At 50.9% G+C, this 17,937-nt stretch carries 14 protein-coding genes; 2 read left to right on the plus strand and 12 right to left on the minus strand.

Features of this window, described 5'->3' with window-relative positions; translation table 11 throughout:
* Positions 1 to 53: 53 nt before the first annotated feature.
* From C2I18_RS29090 to C2I18_RS29100, 3 genes are all read right to left on the minus strand, one after another.
* A complete protein-coding gene (locus tag C2I18_RS29090; RefSeq protein ID WP_249899164.1) occupies positions 54 to 2,360 on the minus strand; it encodes a thiamine pyrophosphate-dependent enzyme in 2,307 nt (768 codons plus the stop codon).
* Between the two features lie 26 nt (positions 2,361 to 2,386).
* Entirely contained in the window at positions 2,387 to 3,397 is a 1,011-nt protein-coding gene (locus C2I18_RS29095) for a 2-oxoacid:acceptor oxidoreductase family protein (protein ID WP_249899165.1), read from the minus strand.
* 440 nt (positions 3,398 to 3,837) lie between these two features.
* Positions 3,838 to 4,209 carry a winged helix-turn-helix transcriptional regulator gene (locus tag C2I18_RS29100; RefSeq protein ID WP_249899166.1) on the minus strand — a complete coding sequence of 124 codons (372 nt, stop codon included), beginning with the start codon at positions 4,207 to 4,209 and terminating at the stop codon, positions 3,838 to 3,840.
* A gap of 1,111 nt (positions 4,210 to 5,320) precedes the next feature.
* Between C2I18_RS29100 and C2I18_RS29105 the strand changes: the two genes are divergently transcribed.
* On the plus strand, positions 5,321 to 5,905 hold the full coding sequence (locus C2I18_RS29105) for an NAD(P)H oxidoreductase (protein WP_249899167.1): 585 nt from the start codon (positions 5,321 to 5,323) through the stop codon (positions 5,903 to 5,905).
* Between the two features lie 65 nt (positions 5,906 to 5,970).
* On the opposite strand, the gene C2I18_RS29110 is transcribed toward C2I18_RS29105, so the two are convergent.
* The 6 genes from C2I18_RS29110 to miaB form a co-directional block, all read right to left on the minus strand.
* Positions 5,971 to 7,203 (minus strand): family 8 glycosyl hydrolase, encoded by a 1,233-nt coding sequence (locus tag C2I18_RS29110; RefSeq protein WP_249899168.1) that lies wholly within the window; start codon positions 7,201 to 7,203, stop codon positions 5,971 to 5,973.
* A gap of 174 nt (positions 7,204 to 7,377) precedes the next feature.
* The gene (locus C2I18_RS29115; RefSeq protein ID WP_249902290.1) at positions 7,378 to 8,790 is read right to left on the minus strand and encodes a nicotinate phosphoribosyltransferase; all 1,413 of its coding nucleotides are present in this window, start codon (positions 8,788 to 8,790) and stop codon (positions 7,378 to 7,380) included.
* 95 nt (positions 8,791 to 8,885) lie between these two features.
* Positions 8,886 to 9,431, minus strand: coding sequence for a cysteine hydrolase family protein (locus C2I18_RS29120; RefSeq protein WP_249899169.1), 546 nt, complete (start codon positions 9,429 to 9,431; stop codon positions 8,886 to 8,888).
* Between the two features lie 21 nt (positions 9,432 to 9,452).
* Positions 9,453 to 10,223, minus strand: coding sequence for an NUDIX domain-containing protein (locus tag C2I18_RS29125; RefSeq protein WP_249899170.1), 771 nt, complete (start codon positions 10,221 to 10,223; stop codon positions 9,453 to 9,455).
* 50 nt (positions 10,224 to 10,273) lie between these two features.
* Positions 10,274 to 10,690, minus strand: a complete 417-nt coding sequence (locus C2I18_RS29130; RefSeq protein ID WP_249902291.1) for a YlbF/YmcA family competence regulator — start codon at positions 10,688 to 10,690, stop codon at positions 10,274 to 10,276.
* Between the two features lie 65 nt (positions 10,691 to 10,755).
* Complete coding sequence (gene miaB / locus C2I18_RS29135) at positions 10,756 to 12,363, minus strand: tRNA (N6-isopentenyl adenosine(37)-C2)-methylthiotransferase MiaB (protein ID WP_249899171.1); 1,608 nt, start codon at positions 12,361 to 12,363, stop codon at positions 10,756 to 10,758.
* A 495-nt stretch (positions 12,364 to 12,858) separates the two neighbouring features.
* Here miaB and C2I18_RS29140 point away from each other — a divergent pair, with 495 nt between their 5' ends.
* Positions 12,859 to 14,436 (plus strand): alpha/beta hydrolase, encoded by a 1,578-nt coding sequence (locus C2I18_RS29140; protein WP_249899172.1) that lies wholly within the window; start codon positions 12,859 to 12,861, stop codon positions 14,434 to 14,436.
* 49 nt (positions 14,437 to 14,485) lie between these two features.
* On the opposite strand, the gene C2I18_RS29145 is transcribed toward C2I18_RS29140, so the two are convergent.
* The 3 genes from C2I18_RS29145 to rhaD form a co-directional block, all read right to left on the minus strand.
* A complete protein-coding gene (locus C2I18_RS29145; RefSeq protein ID WP_249899173.1) occupies positions 14,486 to 15,676 on the minus strand; it encodes a beta-ketoacyl synthase N-terminal-like domain-containing protein in 1,191 nt (396 codons plus the stop codon).
* A gap of 134 nt (positions 15,677 to 15,810) precedes the next feature.
* Complete coding sequence (locus C2I18_RS29150; RefSeq protein WP_249899174.1) at positions 15,811 to 16,905, minus strand: NADH:flavin oxidoreductase; 1,095 nt, start codon at positions 16,903 to 16,905, stop codon at positions 15,811 to 15,813.
* A 182-nt stretch (positions 16,906 to 17,087) separates the two neighbouring features.
* Positions 17,088 to 17,933: a rhamnulose-1-phosphate aldolase gene (gene rhaD / locus C2I18_RS29155; protein WP_249899175.1), complete on the minus strand. Its 846-nt coding sequence runs from the start codon at positions 17,931 to 17,933 to the stop codon at positions 17,088 to 17,090.
* Positions 17,934 to 17,937 lie beyond the last annotated feature (4 nt).

Genomic DNA, 17,937 nt, shown 5'->3' on the forward strand with positions numbered 1-17,937 from the left:
GCGCTCTGCCGGGTTCTATCCAGGATAAATGATTGCAGCTAGCTTAATAAAACTTACAAATCAGGATGCTCATGTTTGGCTTTGAGGCGGCTCCAGCGGCGCTGTACTTCGCTCTCAAAGCTGCGCAGTGCCGCCTCGTTCTCCGGCTTCAGCAGATGGCGGGTTTTGCCCATCGTCTTCAGCCAGGCGGAGACTTCAACACGTTTGTCCTTGTCTTCCGGATTATACGTAATTGTAGTCGTGCCTTGCTCCACCTCATAGAGCGGGAAGAAGCAGGATTCTACGGCCAGCGACACAATGTCAGTGCCGTCCTTATCTTCACTCATCCAGTTCAACGGACAGGCGATCAGGATTTTACCGTATACCAGGCCTTCATTTTGCGCATACCACTGGGCTTTGGCTGCTTTTTTGAGCAGATCCTGCGGGTAGGCCTCACAGCCGGTGAAGACATAAGGAATGTTGGTTGCTGCCATGATCTGGGCGGTATCCTTATGCTGTGTCACTTTACCCTGCTGGGTCTTGCCGATGCTCGAAGTGGAAGTACGGTGTCCCAGCGGTGTGGAATACGACTGCTGTGCACCTGTGTTCATGTAGCCCTCATTATCATACTCTACGATAATCATTTTGTGTCCGCGGAGTGCCGCGCCGATGGCCGGACCCATACCGATATCCATCCCGCCGTCACCGGTAACCATAACGAACGTAAAGTCTTCCTTCAGCCCCAGTCCGTCAAGCTCGCCGCGGCGTTTGCGTTCCCAGAACATCTCTACGACGCCGGATAAGGTAGCTGCCCCGTTCTGGAAGAGGTTATGGATAAAGGTTGATTTATGTGACGAATACGGATAACCGGTCGTTGTAACCATCGCACATCCCGTGTGATACAGCGCTACGATATCCCCCTCTATACCTTTGAAGAACAGCTCAAGTCCCGAGAAAATACCACAGCCCGGACAGGCGCCATGACCCGGAGACAGGCGTCTAGGCTTCTTCATCAGACTGCGGACCGGCGGTACCCTTACGCTCAGCTTTCCGGTCTCTTCATCCTGCTTCACGGTGATCAGCCCGGTCTTGAGGGAATCAAAATCCATTGGCTTGAGCAGGCGCTGCGGCGCTTTATCAGGCAAGCCGGGGTTATGGCCATAGTAATCAAACGGAACCTCTACACGGTCGGCCGCTACAGCATCCATCGCCAGCTGGAAGAAATGATGTCCGTCCTCAGCAAAGAAATCCTTGCCGCCGAGGCCGTATATCCGGCTGATGACCTTGGTTGTTGTGTTGCCGTAAGTGAACAGCGCTGCCTTGATTTCATTGACCATATTGCCGCCATGTCCGCCTACGGAATCCGCACGGTCACCGACGGTGATGGCCTTCACGTTCTTCAATGCTTCAGCAATCTGCTTCTGCGGGAAAGGACGGATCATGTTCGGTGAGATGGCACCGGCTTTGATCCCCTGCAGACGGAGCTGGTCAACAACATCCTTGATAATTTCGGAAGCAGAATTCATCAGGAATACAGCTACTTCTGCATCCTCCATCCGGTACTCTTCGATCATCTTGTAGTGACGTCCGGTCAGTTCGGCAAATTCCTGGGCGATCTCTTCAAAAACTTCACCGGCATTGTACATTGCCACGGACTGCTGATAGCGGTTGTTGATATAGTCCGGCTCGTTCATGTATGGACCTACAGTAACCGGATTGTTGCGGTCAAGCGTATCGGTGAAGCCGGCAGGCGGCTGTTCGCCTACAAACTTGTGTACATCTTCGCGGTGGGCAAAAGCCTGCACCCGGCGCTTCTGGTGGGATGTAAAATAGCCGTCGGAGGCAACCATGACCGGAAGGCGCACCTTGGCATGCTCAGCCAGCTTCAGCGCCATCAGGTTCATGTCATAGACGGACTGCGGATCACGGCACATCAGGATCGGCCAGCCTGTATTCAGGGCAAAGTACAGATCCGAATGGTCCCCGTGAATGTTCAGCGGACCCGAGATTGAACGGCAGACCAAATTCATGACCATAGGCATCCGCGTACCTGCTTGTACAGGCAGCTGCTCCAGCATGAACATATAGCCTTGGGCGCTGGTAGCGTTAAATACACGTCCGCCTGCAGTGGAGGCGCCGTAGCAAATCCCTGCAGAGCTGTGCTCGCCGTCTGAAGGAATCAGCATGATATCATGCTGTCCGCTTGCTTTCATGGTATCGAGGAACTGGGCAACCTCCGTTGAAGGCGAAATCGGGAAATAACCCATTACATGATAGTTGATCTGGTGGGCGGCATAGGCCGCCATTTCGTTACCTGATTCATATAGAAATTTCTGCTCCACCTTGGCGGAGCCTACTTCTTTTTCATAATCGATAGCCACTGTTCATTCCACCTTTCTTCCTGAGATTATAGCTGGGATACCAGATCAAACTTGTGATGTACGGTATGGCTGTCTGCATACCCTTCACTTTCACGCTGAAAAGACAATGCTGAGGTAGGGCAGGCACCGACACATTTCAGGCAGCCTTTACAGTACTGGTAATCGATACCGAGCAGGAACATCTGTGAACGGCCTTTGCGGTCCAGCCGCTCCTCCCAGACAAAGCACTGATCAGGACACACGGTATCGCACTGTGCACAGTTGATGCAGGATTCAATCTCAAAAGCCGGAACCATTCCGGAACGGGAAATGCTCAGATTCTTCAGGAAGCTGTTGCCCGGATTGGTGATGGCACCGCCCATCGGCTGGGTCTCATAGCCCAGTGCCGAGATATCCGAACGGACATATTCCGGCATGCTGTCGCCTTCAGCAAGCTCGAAATGCAGAAATTTCACTTCATTGTAGCCGCGCTCGAAGGTGGTGATGGCGGATTGTACAGCCTGCGGGTATTTTTTGCCCAGGGATTTCTCGATGACGCCTTTCATGGTTTCGGTATCGAGGAATGGGCATAGCCGGAACAGCGCGCCAAGCATGGCCATATTTACCCGGTTCTTCTCCTTGAGCGCAATGCTGGTAGCATCAATTACGGCAATTGTTCCTGCTTTCATCTTCAGCAGTTCTTTGAGTTCTTCCGGCGTCCTGGCCGAGTTCACAAGAACGGTGCTGTCTTCACTGATTCCGCTGATTACATTGACGGTTTTTGCCAGCGCTTCATGGAACACGCCAACAACATGGGGGCGTTCGACCGGCGAGGTATCCCGGATATGCGTATTCAGATCGCAGAACCGGATATGCGCCTTGACCGGGGAGCCCTTTTTCTCAGAGCCGTAAGACGAAAAGCTGACGCCATTCAGGCCAGCGCCGACCACGCCTGCTTCCGCAAGCATTTTACCGGCCAGATTCGCCCCCAGGCCTCCAATGGATTCCAGGCGAATCTCAAAAAAGCCGAGACTGTTGACTTTCGGTAATTGTATCACCGACATAACCCCTTCCTGAGTGTCAAGTAGAATAACATCCTTTTGACTTTTTCAACGATTGTAACTTGATTTTGCAAGTCGCGAAGTGACATATCTTGCATTTTCCACGCTTTGGGAATCACAATTATTTATGGAATTTCATTGATCTCTTTATACGCGACAGTGCGGTGTTAACCTGATAGAAGATAATCTGCCATAAAAGCTGCAATATGTGAAAATTGTGTGTAATCCTGTGTTTTCCCAAGGTACATGTGGATTCAATGTCAACTTTAATTTAGCAGTAAAATTAAAAATTAAGATGTTAAATTTATCACAGAAATCATGATAAAAATCACAGTTGGGCGTCTGCATACAGTTTCTCAAATCCTACGGACTAAGCGCTTACAAGAATGGCCGGCCACACAAAAACAACCCCGGGAATCCTCCCGGGGCCTGTTACGCTAAAACTCTTCCAGCACCTTAAATTTGTCGCCATAAACCTTGTCCAGGTGATCCTCACCCCAGTAGCATAACAGGTCCAGTGCGGGCTTTAACCCCCAGCCGTAGGAAGTTAATCCGTACTCCACCCTAGGGGGAATTTCTGTATAAGCCTTTCGTTCAACAATTTCATCCTTTTCCAGACTTCTCAATTGGGTGGTCAGCATTTTCTGGGTGATACCCGGTATTAAGCGCCTAAGCTCAGACGTCCGTTTGCGTCCTGTCATTAAATGATAGATGATTAAAGGCTTCCATTTCCCGCCCATTACTTCTAACGCTGCTTCTACTCCAACCTTATACTGTTTTTGTCCGCTATTCTGCCGTTCTTCAGTCATTACCTGTTCCTCCGTTTCACTTCTGCCGTTATTCAGGCCGGTTTCCGGGATAGTTAACCGGGGAACTTCACGCTGCACTCGCGGTGGCCCATTGCACTCGGATTTTCGAGTACATTGGGGCCGCTGACACTCGCGGTGGCCCATTGTACTCGGTTTTTCGAGTATATTGGGGCTGCTGGCACTCGCGGTGGCCCATTGTACTCGTTTTTTCGAGTATATTGAGGCCGCTGGCACTCGCGGTGGACCAATGTACTCGGTTTTCGAGTACATTGGGGCTGCTGGCACTCGTGATGGCCCATTGTACTCGGTTTTTCGAGTACATTGGGGCCGTTGGCACTCGCGGTGGCCCATTGTACTCGGTTTTTCGAGTACATTGAGGCCGCTGGCACTCGTGGTGGCCCATTGTACTCGGTTTTTCGAGTACATTGGAGCCGCTGGCACTCGCGGTGGCCCATTGTACTCGGTTTTTCGAGTACATGGGGGCCGCTGGTATTCACGGTGGCCCATTGTACTCGGATTTTCGAGTACATTGGGGCCGCTGGCACTCTCGGTGGCCCATTGTACTCGGTTTTTCGAGTACATGGGGGCCGCTGGCACTCGCGGTGGCCCATTGTACTCGTTTTTTCGAGTACATGGGGGCCGCTGGCACTCGTTGGTGGCCCATTGTACTCGGTTTTTCGAGTACATTGGGGCCGCTGGTACTCGCGGAGGCCCATTGTACTCGGATTTTCGAGTACATTGGGGCCGCTGGCACTCGCGGTGGCCCGTTGTACTCGGTTTTTCGAGTACATTGGGGCCGCTGGCACTCGCGGTGGCCCATTGTACTCGGTTTTTCGAGTACATTGGGGCCGCTGGTACTCGCGGAGGCCCATTGCACTCGGTTTTTCGAGTACATTGGGGCCGCTGGCACTCGCGGTGGCCCATTGTACTCGGTTTTTCGAGTACACTGGGGCCGTTGGCACTCGCGGTGGCCCATGTTCCTAAGGATACAAATTAGCCTACAGCACTTGAAAGTGCCTACTTTCAGAATATTTTGGTACTGTTTATAATAGCATCAGCCACGGGTCATGGCTACAATAGAGCTGTTTAGAAAGGTAGTGAGCCTATACTTATGAAAATTTTAGTTGTTGTATCGCATCCCAGAAAAGATTCGCTGACCTTTAAGGCTGCTGAACATTTTGTACAAGGTCTTGCCGGAGCGGGCCATGATTATGAAATTTTGGATCTTCACGGAATTGGCTTTGATCCTGTCCTTAGAGAGGCAGATGAGCCTGACATGTCGGCTGCAGAGCAGTCCTTTTCCCCCGAAGTGGAAACGGAAATAAGACGAATGAAGGAGCATGACGCGCTAGCCTTTGTTTTTCCGGTTTGGTGGTGGAATGTGCCGGCCATGCTGAAAGGTTATATTGACCGTGTATGGAACAACGGTTTTGCGTACGGTTCGAACAAGCTCCCCCATCAGCATGTCCTGTGGATCGGTCTGGCGGGCGTTTCCGAAGAACAGATGAAAAAACGTAACTATGATACCATGATTTCTCACCTGTTTAATGTTGGAATTGCGGATTACTGCGGAGTTACGGATTCCAAGGTTGAGTTCTTGTACGAAACACTTGATTCTCCTGCGGAACATTATGAGATGCTGCTACAGAAGGCTCATCAGCTGGGGCTGGACTATGCCAAAGGGCAGCAGGCTTAAATTACGTTTAACCGCAACCAAAAGAGCCTGCCCGTAACGGGCGGCTCTTTTGAGGTGTTGTTGTGTTAAGCGTACGTCCACCAGTTACCGGACATCACAATCATCGAAAATAGCTTGATGCTATCCTCATAGTAATCTTCAGCTGCACTGCCTGCCGTATGGCTCCATACCGCGTTCAGCCAGCTCTGGTTCACAGAAGAAGTCATTGCACTTACGCCGAAGGGCGCATAAAACGCCCCGCTGTTATAGCTTCCAAACGTCGTTCCATTAAGCTTGTAGCCGTCTTTAATATTTCCGGGAGTACTGGAAGTCTTGGTCTTGATCCAGCTGTTCAGCTGGTTCAGCTGCGCCAGTGCCCGGCTATCTCCTGAAATCAGATAATCGGTAGCTATCCTCCAGGGTGTGCGGCAGGAATTATAATTGTAATTCCCGTCATTGTCATCCTCGAGAAAACCGGCTGCAGCAGGCTTGTAGACGCCCCCGGAGTATACCACAAAATCAGGAAGCAGCCCGGTAGCCGCACTGTATCCGGTATGCAGACTGTTAATAATGGTGTACGTTTTGTCAGTGACATTCTTCCAGCGGGTATCACCGGTTGCAGCCTGAAATGCCTTTAAATGATTCAGCATGAAATCAGACGGTCGGGTTGCCGTATTGTAGGACCCGCTGCTCGCCCAATCCCCCAGCCGGATGGTCCAGGTGCTCTGATTAATGTCATGATCCATAATTGCGTTGATAATGCGCCCTGCCGCCTGGAGATAGTTAACGGTTCCGCTGCTTCCCCACTGCTTGTGTGCCAGCAGAAGCGAATAAGCAATGTCCATATCCCCGTCCGTTGCAGAATCCTGGCCCTCAACATTTTCAAAGCTGCTGTTCTGTTTCCAGGACATCAGATAAGGATTAATCGAGCTTGGATGGGCAGTGTAATAATTATAGAGTCCGTCAAAATAGGTCTGTGCACTGCTGTCATAGCCGGCCATCAGCACTGTGAACAGCATGCCATAACCATGGGCTTCCGAGACCGTCTCACCGTCAGAATTATATTTCACATAGTATTTGCCGGTACCCGCCGGCTTCAAGTACGCTGATTTCCAGTTATTCCATTTCGTCTTCACCGCATTGTCCATACTGCTCTGTGTGACATGATTCGGTTTAATTGTACCGCTGGTATACACCGTGTGCTGCGGAAACGGTTTGTTCACAGCCGCAAACACAGAGCCTGCCGGCAATAGCAGCAATGCCAGGCCTGTCAGTATAGAGCTTTTCCAGCCGAGCGAACGCTTGCCTTGCTTACCCATAATAGCCCACTCTCCTTCAAATATCTTAAGTTACTACTCTATGAGAAATATCCATATATGATTATTTTTAATATATTATTCCAGTTGATTCATGTCAATCTTTATTCCAATAAAACCTGAACCAATAAATCAACAGAAAAAAGCCGCCCCTCCCGGGACGGCTATATAACCTTATTACTCCTGCTCCAGATCCTGCTGCAAATGCTCTGTGATCAGCTTCTGCTTCAGATCCCAGACCTTTTCGCTAAGATTGACGCGGTAGACCTCAGGGTTCAGCTTGCGCAGATACTCGGGCCAGAACAGGTCGAGCTGCTCTTCATGATACCGGCGGATCTCATCCAGTTCCGGCAGCTTATACACCTGGAAGCCATTGATATAGATAGGCTCCAGCATCGGCAGCGCTTCGTAACGGTCCACATGCTTTTTCATATACGGATGCAGCGGATTGAACAGCTTCAGGCGTGCCCCGTTACGCGGCTTCTCTTCGTCCGGGAAGCTGATGTAATCAGCCAGTGCCTTGCCGTTCGTTCCGACAATCCGGAACACATCTTTTTTGCCCGGTGTGGATACCTTTTCCGGGTTGGAGGAGATTTTGATGGTCGGGATCATCTCGCCTGTAGGCGACTCGATCTCCACCAGCTTGTATACTCCGCCAAGGGAGGGCTGGTCGGAAGCTGTAATCAGCTGGGTGCCGACACCCCAGGTGTCGATAGCCGCATCCTGGGACTTGAGGTTCATAATCGTATTCTCATCAAGATCATTGGACGCAACAATCTTGACATAATCCAGGCCTGCTTCGTCGAGCATTTTGCGGGCCTGCCGGGACAGGTAAGCCAGGTCACCGCTGTCGAGCCGGATAGCATTCATGCGCTTGCCCTGAGCCTCCAGCATCTTGGCGGTGTTGATCGCATGCGGCACACCGCTGCGCAGCGTATCGAAGGTATCCACCAGCAGGGTAACACCGTCCGGCATTACTTTGGCATAAGCATCAAAAGCTTCCTGTTCGCTTGGAAAGCTCTGCACCCAGGAATGGGCATGGGTTCCCTTCGTCGGTATGCCGAACATTCTGCCGGCAAGCATATTGGAGGTGGCATGAAATCCGCCGATGTAGGCGGCACGGGCGCCCCATACAGCAGCATCCGCTTCCTGGGCACGGCGTGTACCAAACTCCAGCAACGTATCGTTAGGCGCCACCTGCTTGATGCGTGAAGCCTTGGTGGCGATCAGCGTCTGATAGTTCATGAAATTCAGGATAGCCGTCTCTACAAGCTGCGCTTCCATGATCGTCCCTTCCACACGGATCAGCGGCTCGTCCGGGAATACCAGCGCCCCTTCTTTCATGGAATGGATATTCCCCTGGAAATGGAACTGCAGCAGCTCCTCCAGAAAGGCAGGCGCATAATTCTCTTCCTGCTCCGACAGGTAACGGATATCCTCTTCTGTGAAGCGCAGATCCCTGATGTATCTGGCAATCCGCTCCAGACCTGCGAACACGGCAAATCCGTTACCGAACGGGAGCTTGCGGAAGTAGCCCTCGAATACGGCTTTGCGTTTGTGGCTGCCGTTCACCCAATGGGCATACATCATGTTGATCTGATATTTATCTGTATGTAGAGCAAGTTCTCTCCTCAATCCTCTCATCTCCTAACCGCTTTGCAGCTTATCTTCAGATGCTGTGCTTTTTATACTTCCGCGCTGACGATTCTGGCGCCAATGCTGCCCTGGAAATGTCCGAGAGCCCACTTATGCCCATCCGGGTTAAAACTGGCAACTGCGTCTTCATGTATGATGATGTCAAATCCCCGGTTATATGCATCAACAGCTGTATGCAGCACACATATATCCGTACACACGCCGATCAGATGCAGCTCGGTAATCCCGCGCCCACGCAGCTTGAGTTCCAGATCCGTTCCGCTAAAAGCGCTGTACCGCGTTTTGTCCATCCAGTAAATAGCGTCCTTGTTGTCTTCATAGACCGCCTTTAACTCTCCGTAAAGCTCTCTTCCCTTGCTGCCCCGCAGATTATGCGGCGGAAACAGCTTCGTCTCCGGATGGTAAGGATCGTCCGCTTCATGCATATCCACGGCCATGACGACAAAATCGCCATTTTTCACAAATTGTTCAGTTAACTGACTTACCCGGGGTGCAATATCAATACCAGGCTGACCTACCGGCAGACTACCGTCAATAAAATCATTAGTGAAATCTATCACGACAAGCGCGCGCATCGTACCGCCTCCAATATTGGTTTAGGTATAAATCGATAATAATGGCTCGTGGTCTGTGAACATATAGAGCTGGGCCGGACGCTGGGAGTACTGGTTGGAGCTGAGCGGGTTGCCCGCTTCATCCCTGACTTCCTTCAGAATGCCCTGCCGGCTGCGTGTTGACGTAATTTTGCGGATGAAATTCGGCTCCTTGAACTCAGGCACCACCGTCTGGATTACCTGGTACAGCTCACTCAGCGTAAAATGGTTCGGCAGAAACTGCCTGGCAATGGTCGTCTGCAGCATCTGCTGCTGAATCCGCAGGTAAGCGTCCTTAATAATATCGCGGTGGTCAAAAGCCAGCTCCAGCTCCTCCAGCGCTTCCTGCAGCGTGAACAGGCCGACTTCGCCGGCATCATCGGAGGCTTGTCTCTGCTCCAGCATCCATTCCTCCACCAGTGCGAAAAAAGCATGGCTGATAATCCAGCCGCGCGGATCACGTCCGGGTGTACTGTAGACGCCAAGGTACTCCAGATGTCCCCCGTCCACACCGGTCTCTTCCTTCAGCTCGCGTGTCGCGGCATCATAGATGGATTCATCTTCCTGGCAGAAGCCGCCCGGCAGGGCCCACATGCCTGCACAGGGCCACTTTTTACGCCGGATCAGCATTACTTTCAATTCGCGCAGCGGAAGGGTCTTGGTGACGGTCTTCCGCTCGCGTTTGGTCAGGGTAAACATTACAATGTCAGCCGGAACGCCGTCCGGTGTACGGTACTTTCGTGGATTATAGGTTTGTTCCGTATTGTCGCTCAATATAGATCATCCTTTGCAGCAGCATTAATTTTCCGTACGTAGCTTATAGATCAATCGCCGCATGTGGAGGGAGGTGAATCCGTGCCGGCTTCCACATTGATTTTTTCCGAAACGGTGTCTCTGATCACGGAAATCACAAGCTGCAGCAAATAATTGATATCGCTCTGGCTTTGCTGGAATTCATTGACGACAGGGATGCCGTCGATTTCATCCTGGAGCACTTCTATTTCGCGTTCAATCTTGGCTACCATATCTTTATTGCCGAAGCTTTCGAAGGCCACAATCTCCTTCTGCTTCTTCTTGATCTGGCTGATCAGCCCTTGTACCCGTTCATGATTCTGGATTTTGAGCTCGGCCTGCTGAAAATGCCGCACTTCTTCACTGGTCGAAATAAGTGAGGCAAGCTCTTTCGCTTTGCCCATAATATCTTCACGCACGATCAGATCTCGGGTATTGTAGGTCGGCATGCCGTACTTGTTCAAATGCGGTTGTTCCTGGCTCACTGTTTATCGCCCCGTTTCTTTATATTAAATTACAGGACAGCCGCAGCTTCTGCCACGTAGTCCCCTTTGATGTACCATGTCTTCGTATCTGTAATTCTTACCTGCACCAGAGTGCCGATCAGTTCCTTCGGACCTTCGAAATGCACCAGCTTGTTGGCGCTGGAACGGCCTGAGAGTACCTGGGCATTGTTCTTGCTCTCGCCTTCTACCAGCACCTCAACCAGTTCACCGAGCATCCGGTCATTGCTGATCCGGCTCTGCTCTTTGATCAGATCGTTCAGCCGCTGCAGGCGGGCGCTCTTGACCTCAGCCGGAACATTATCCTCCATGCCGGCCGCAGGCGTCCCCTCACGCGGAGAATAAATGAAGGTATATGCCATATCATATCCTACTTCCCGCACCAGCGACAGGGTATCTTCAAATTGCTCCTCGGTTTCGCCCGGGAAGCCGACGATAATATCGGTAGTTAACACCGCATTCGGCACACTGGCTTTGATCTTGCGGACCAGCTCCAGGTAAGCTTCACGGGTATATTTGCGGCTCATCTTCTTCAGTACCGCCGTGCTGCCCGATTGAACCGGCAGATGGATGTGTTCAGCCAGATTGCCGCCTTTGCCGAGCACCTCAATCAATCGGTCATCAAAATCACGCGGATGTGAGGTCATGAAGCGGATGCGCGGAATATCAATCTTCCGCATATCGTCCATCAGATCCCCGAACGTATAATCGATATCGGTAAAATCCTTGCCGTAGGCATTCACGTTCTGCCCCAGCAGTGTGACTTCCCTGAAGCCCTGACGGGCCAGCTCCCGCATCTCGGCAATGACATCCTCCGGACGGCGGCTGCGCTCCTTGCCCCGTGTGAACGGAACGATGCAGTACGTGCAGAACTTGTCGCAGCCGTACATAATGTTTACCCAGGCGCGCATGCCCTCCCGCTTCTTGGGCAGGTTCTCGATGATGTCGCCTTCCTTGGACCAGACCTCAACTACCAGCTCTTTGCTGAATACCGCTTCTTTGACAAGCTGCGGCAGACGGTGGATGTTGTGTGTTCCAAAGATCATGTCGACAAAGCCGTATTTGGACATAATCCGGTTGACTACGCCCTCCTCCTGTGACATGCAGCCGCAGACACCCAGCAAAAGGCCAGGTTTCTCCAGCTTCAGGTTCTTTAGATGGCCGAGCTCACCGAACACCTTGTCTTCGGCATTTTCACGGATTGCACAGGTGTTCAGCAGAATAATATCCGCTTCCCTGCGGTCTTCGGCGGCAAGATAGCCCATCTGCTCCAGCAGGCCTTTCATAGTCTCTGTATCATGTTCATTCATTTGGCAGCCGTAAGTCGCGATATGGTAGTAATGCTGCTTGTGGCGGTTCATCTCCCTGAAATCATCCATGATGCCAAGCGTTTCATCATTTTCAAAGTTGATCACTTCAATATCCTGTTTGCCTCTGCGCTTGCCCTCTTTATAGTCAGGATTAGAATTGATCTGGACCGTACGGCCTTTAATTCTGTAGGTAGTCTTTCCTTCTTCTTCACTAATTACCTTGGCATCCGAAAAATCAAAATACTTGGCGTAATCCTTCGAACCACCCTTGCCGGATTTTAAGTCCGGTGAGTTATTCCCCGTTGTCATTGTTCCACGTCCTTTATATGAAGCTTAATAAATTTAGAGAGATAATTTTACATCTTGCTAATAAAAAATTATAGCATAAATGACTCCGGCCAATCCATCCGTAAACAAAAAGACCCTCCCGGCTGATCCGGGAAGGCCGTGTATCACAATTTCAGCCCCGTACGCTATACGGGAGATTTAAAACATCATAATATACATATATACACATTAAGAACAGGAATGTTAAGCAATTGAACTTTACCTCCTACCGGCGGATGTACATCCGCATATAGACCATTTCGAACTTGGATTCTCTGACACAAATGCACAAAAACATCTTCATAAACTATGATCAGCTCCCATATGTAAATATAGCTATTTTTAAATTTAGCAGGGGAGCGTTACACTATCGTTACACATTTCTACAAAATACCGCATATTATGATAATAAACCGACTTATTTCGCTATAATAGCTTAAAATGAAAGTAATATGGCAGCGTAGAGGAGTACATAAAATGGCTTTTTTTATGAACGGCAGCATCAATTTGCATTATGAATATGAACCTGCCCGCAGCAGCCGGCATAACACAGAAACGCTCGTGCTTATTCACGGGTACGGTTTTGATCTCCGAAGCTGGGATCTCATTGTCCCTTATATGAGGGAGAACTACAACATCCTCCGGTATGATTTCAGGGGACACGGATTAAGCAGCACCGGTGAAATAGATACCGGCAGATTAGCCTGGATTTATGTCGAACATCTGCACTCCCTGCTGAACCACCTGAAGATTGACAAATTCCACTTCGTCTCTCATGGTGCAGGCTGCATTATTGCTCTCTATTTCCGGAAAGTATATCCGCACAAGGTTGACACTAATGTTCTATTGTCCCTGCCGCTGTTCAATTCAACCGGAACGGCCTATAAATATGCGGATTACAGGAAAAGCCTGATGACCCACCAGTCTATGCGTGCGCTGGCCGATCACGTTATTCCTAATGTGACGCTCTATCCGCAGGATTCGCCGGAGGTCAGCAGGCTGTATGAGGCTTTTTCAAAAGTGACCTTTGACGTTTACATCGAACTGGTCGATTTCTTTGCATCAGCACATAATGAAGTTATGGAGCTGTTCAAGGAGGATCCTGGCCCGACCCTGCTGCTGACGGGGGAACGGGATCCGATGTATCCGCCCTATCTGTCCAGTCTGATTGCATCGGCTAACCCGAACTGCAGATTTATGACCATTTATAATTCGTCTAACATGGTTTTTTATGACCAGCCGGAGGAGACCTTCAAGCAAATCAGGGTCTTTTTTGATAGCGAACGGAGCCGCCCTGCTCCTCTCGATCCGCTGCTGCTGGAGCTTCATGCTGATTTCTACAAGATGGTGAGTATCGGGCAGGAGACTGACCCCCCCGCCATCCGGCTGAAGGTCACCCTGCTCAGAACCTTTCAGGTTATCCTGGATGGTGAACCTGTTGTCAGCGGCTGGGGAAGAAGAAGCGCCAAGGAGCTGCTTATATATCTGCTGCTTAACCCGGCGGTGCCGAGAGACCGTCTCTGTGAAGAGCTGTGGAGCGATATGGACCCGGCCAAAGCAAGAAACCAGCTGCGGGTCTGTCTGACCCACCTGAAGCAGCTGCTGAACAACGAGATCACAAATCTGGTCTACAGCGACAACCAGCAGATTACCCTTCAGCAGCCGGCGGATTGCGATCTGCTCCAGCTGCTGGAGGATTTGAATTCAGCCCAGGAGGAAGAGGATCCGGAACAGAAAGGCAGGCTGCTCCAGCCTATCCTGCAGATTATAGACGGTGATATTTTCCGGAATCTGCATCAGGACTGGAATCAGAATCTGCGGACGCGAATCGAGATTCAGCTGACTGCACTGGCCCATCAGCACGCTGAGTATTTGACAGCCCGGGGAAGTTTCGCAGACGCTATTGCCGTTCTGAAATATGTACTGCTGCTTAATCCTGAAGAATATGATGCCTACGAGCGGATTGCCGGCCTGTACGAGCTGGGCAATCAAAAGCATGAGGCCAAGAAATGGCGGTCAAGGCTGGATATGCTGCATCAGGACAGAAACATTTGATTATCTGCGTTAAAATATATCTGTATAGATTGAACTTGTGAATTCCTATTCAGGATTTGGTTAAATACACACAGGCATTATTGCCGCCGTATCCATGGCTTGTAATCAGCACTCCGGAGCTGGCGGCATATATATTCTCAGTTACCAGCGGCAGATGCTCATATCCGTAACGGTCCGTCCGGATCGTCTTCGGTATGAACTGATGCCGGAATCCAAGCAGTGACGCAATGATCTGCGCCAGCCCGCTTACGCTGAACGGATGGCCGACCAGTCCTTTAATTGAGGTAATCGGCACCCTGTGTCCGAAGATATCCCGGGATACGATTTCTTCAACAGCGTCGTTCGCCGCATAGCCTAACGCCTGGCTGTTGTAGTAATCCGGCGTTCTGCCGCCAAGAACCTCCGATACCGCCCGCTTCATACTGCTTCCTGTGCTGTCATGGCCATTCACCGATACAGCATCATTATTACTTGCTACAGCATCTATGTAACCGTAAATGACGGCCTTCCGGCCAAGGGCATGCTCTTCCGTCTCCAGGATCAGCGTCGCTGCTCCTTCTGAGAGGATAAAACCCTTGCTTCTTTTATTAAAGGGTGAGCCCGAATGTTCTGCCTGCTGATTGAAGGGCAGCGCCCTGATTTTGCCGAACCCGTATACTGTCACTTTATTGTTACTGCTGTCTGCAGCCCCGACAATAGCCGTATTAATCCTGCCGTTTTGCAGATACATCACAGCATCCTCCAGGGCTTCCAGGCCTGCGGTGCAGCCGGTGGTTACCGTTTTTGTAATCCCTCCCAGCTGAAAATGGCTGGATACCGCGGAAGCCAGACTGTGATAATGTACCAGACCGCAGCAGTAGACAGGCATGTCTCTGAAGTTATTACGGTCAGAGAAAGCTATCATTTCTTCCAGCGGCCCCGTACCGCCCATTGTTGTGCCAAAAAACACGCCGGTCCTGTTTGTGCTGTCTCCTGGGTGCAGATTTGCCATCGCCAGCGCTTCTAGGCTTGTGCTGATAGCAAGCTTCGACACCCTGGGCAGCGCCCTGTACTGCCTGTCCTCCAAAGCCCCCAGACTGCCCTGAAGCTCCCCGATTATTAAAGTTTCCCCGTCCGGAGTGAAGCCTCTTGCTGCCGTAAAATGATAATCGCCGCTTAGCAGATGACTGTAAAGATCATTGCTGTCCTCTCCATTCGGCACTTTAATCCCGAACCCCGTAACCGCTATCCGCTTACTCATTAAGGTTCTTCCTTTCACGGGTTTATGAATTGAGGGTAACAAAAAGACCCCCTCTGCCTCCAGTTTCGATCTTGCACACCAAAACCTTGTGAAGCAGGGTGAGGTCCTTATTAATTCTAATTAGCTGTTTATGTTTACAGCAGCGTCTTCGTTGCTTCGGAAGTAAACGGAATAATCTCGTCCCTTCTGCCGCTTTGCACCTTTGCAGGCCATGCCGGATCACTGATCAGCGCCCTGCCCACGGCTACCAGATCAAATTCCCCGTTCTCCAGCTTCTCCAGCAGACGCTCCAGATTATCCTCTTCATTCTTTTCGGTTACGGCGTTTACAAATTCACTGTTCAAGCCTACGGAGCCGACTGTAATGGTTGGTTTGCCGGTGATTTTCTTCGTCCAGCCTGCAAGGTTCAGCTCTGAGCCTTCGAATTCCGGCAGCCAGAACCGGCGTGTTGAGCAGTGGAAAATATCAACTCCGGCGTTGCTCAGCGGTGTCAGAAAACGCGCCAGTTCGTCCGGTGTACCGGCAAGCTTGGCCGCATAGTCTCCGCTCTTCCACTGTGAGAAACGGAGTATGATCGGAAAATCAGGACCCACTGCACGGCGGCAGGCATCGATAATTTCTACGGCAAAGGTTGTCCGGGCTTCCAGATCACCGCCGTATTCATCGGTACGCTTATTTGTTTTTTCCCAGAAAAACTGATCGATCAGGTAGCCATGCGCACCGTGCAGCTCAATGCCGTCAAAACCGATTATCTTGGCATCCGCTGCTGCCCGGGCAAATGCGGAAACAATCCCCTGGATCTCCTCCCGCGTCATCGGCTCAGTTACCTCCCGGCCAGACAAGTCCAGCCCGGAGGGACCGACAGGCAAAGCTTCAGCGTTCGGCAAGTCGCCAATGGAACGGTCCATGCCGACATGCCAGAGCTGGGGAACGATTTTGCCGCCTGCTGCATGAACTTCTTCTACGACCTTGGCCCATCCCGCCAGCGCGGCTTCGCCGTAAATATTCGGAATATTCGGGTGACTGACGGCAGCCGGATGATTTACCGCCGTGCCTTCAGTAACTATCAGTCCTACGCCGCCTTCGGCGCGTTTGCGGTAATATGCCGCCACATCATCTCCGGCTACACCACCCGGTGAAAAAGCCCGGGTCATGGGCGCCATGACGATCCGGTTCTGAAGCGAAAGCCCTCCGGAACGAAAAGGTTCAAACAACTTGTCGGTGTTCATGTCTAACCTCCATTAAATAATATAATTACTTAAAGTAAGTATATTATGACGGGAATCAAAGACAAAAGCAAATTACGGAATCAGCACAATTCCGGCACTTTTTCCGGATATAAAAAAACAGACAGCGCAGTGATCCTGCAGCTGTCCGGCTGTGCCTGTATGAATATGAATAGAATTATATCTTATAATTCCAGAATACCCGCCTTAGGCGTTACACGGAATGCGGCTGCCAAATCTGCGAGCTGCTGGTCCGTAATCTTCTGTTTGATTTCTCTGCCGCCGATCAGATTGTAGACGATAGCTGCTTTTTCAATCGTTTCAACCAGGCCAAAGGTAGCGTCCATAGTCGCACCGGTAACAAAAATCCCGTGCTGCGGCCAGACAACCACACGGTAATCCTTCATCTTGTCAGCGGTAGCGCGGCCGATGTCGCTGCTGCCTGGAACCATCCAGGGAATAACGCCCACTCCGTCAGGGAATACAACGAGGCATTCAGTACACATTTCCCATAACGTCTTGGTAAACTTCAGCTCATCCAGATCATGGGTGAACGTCATGGCAATGACATTCGTAGCATGGGTGTGGAGAACGATGCGGTGGGAAGGGTCTACCTTCAGGCGCTCGATGTGGCTCATGAAATGGGAAGCTAGCTCGCTTGTAGGTACTGCGTGATTACGCAGGCCCCAGAGCACTTCAACACTTTCGCCGCTGGCACTGACACGCAGCACACCGAGATTCGCTTCCGGATCCTTGATCACATTTCTGAAATATTTGCCGGACCCCGTTACAATAAAGTATTTGCCGGCAAGCTCGGTTACCGGAAACGTAAGGTTAATCGTGCGCTGCGGTTCACGGATGTTGATATATTTGGCTACTTCTTCCTCTTCCAGCAGATAGCTGATATTGCCGCCGTTCAGCTCATCCCAGCCGAGGGACCACATATGATGGGTAATTTCGGACATTTCCTGGATAAAAGGCGCTTCAATGCTTGCGATATATCCCTTGGTTTCGATGACGGATGTACTCATATCA

This window comes from Paenibacillus sp. PK3_47 (assembly GCF_023520895.1).
Lineage (GTDB): Bacteria > Bacillota > Bacilli > Paenibacillales > Paenibacillaceae > Paenibacillus_AQ.

Excerpts from the sequence above, each read along its gene's own strand:
- C2I18_RS29100 (WP_249899166.1), bottom strand. The coding sequence starts at position 4,209 with ATGACTGAAGAACGGCAGAATAGCGGACAAAAACAGTATAAGGTTGGA.
- C2I18_RS29105 (WP_249899167.1), top strand. The coding sequence starts at position 5,321 with ATGAAAATTTTAGTTGTTGTATCGCATCCCAGAAAAGATTCGCTGACC.
- C2I18_RS29110 (WP_249899168.1), bottom strand. The coding sequence starts at position 7,203 with ATGGGTAAGCAAGGCAAGCGTTCGCTCGGCTGGAAAAGCTCTATACTG.
- C2I18_RS29115 (WP_249902290.1), bottom strand. The coding sequence starts at position 8,790 with ATGATGTATGCCCATTGGGTGAACGGCAGCCACAAACGCAAAGCCGTA.
- C2I18_RS29120 (WP_249899169.1), bottom strand. The coding sequence starts at position 9,431 with ATGCGCGCGCTTGTCGTGATAGATTTCACTAATGATTTTATTGACGGT.
- C2I18_RS29130 (WP_249902291.1), bottom strand. The coding sequence starts at position 10,690 with ATGCCGACCTACAATACCCGAGATCTGATCGTGCGTGAAGATATTATG.
- miaB (WP_249899171.1), bottom strand. The coding sequence starts at position 12,363 with ATGACAACGGGGAATAACTCACCGGACTTAAAATCCGGCAAGGGTGGT.
- C2I18_RS29140 (WP_249899172.1), top strand. The coding sequence starts at position 12,859 with ATGGCTTTTTTTATGAACGGCAGCATCAATTTGCATTATGAATATGAA.
- C2I18_RS29145 (WP_249899173.1), bottom strand. The coding sequence starts at position 15,676 with ATGAGTAAGCGGATAGCGGTTACGGGGTTCGGGATTAAAGTGCCGAAT.
- C2I18_RS29150 (WP_249899174.1), bottom strand. The coding sequence starts at position 16,905 with ATGAACACCGACAAGTTGTTTGAACCTTTTCGTTCCGGAGGGCTTTCG.
- rhaD (WP_249899175.1), bottom strand. The coding sequence starts at position 17,933 with ATGAGTACATCCGTCATCGAAACCAAGGGATATATCGCAAGCATTGAA.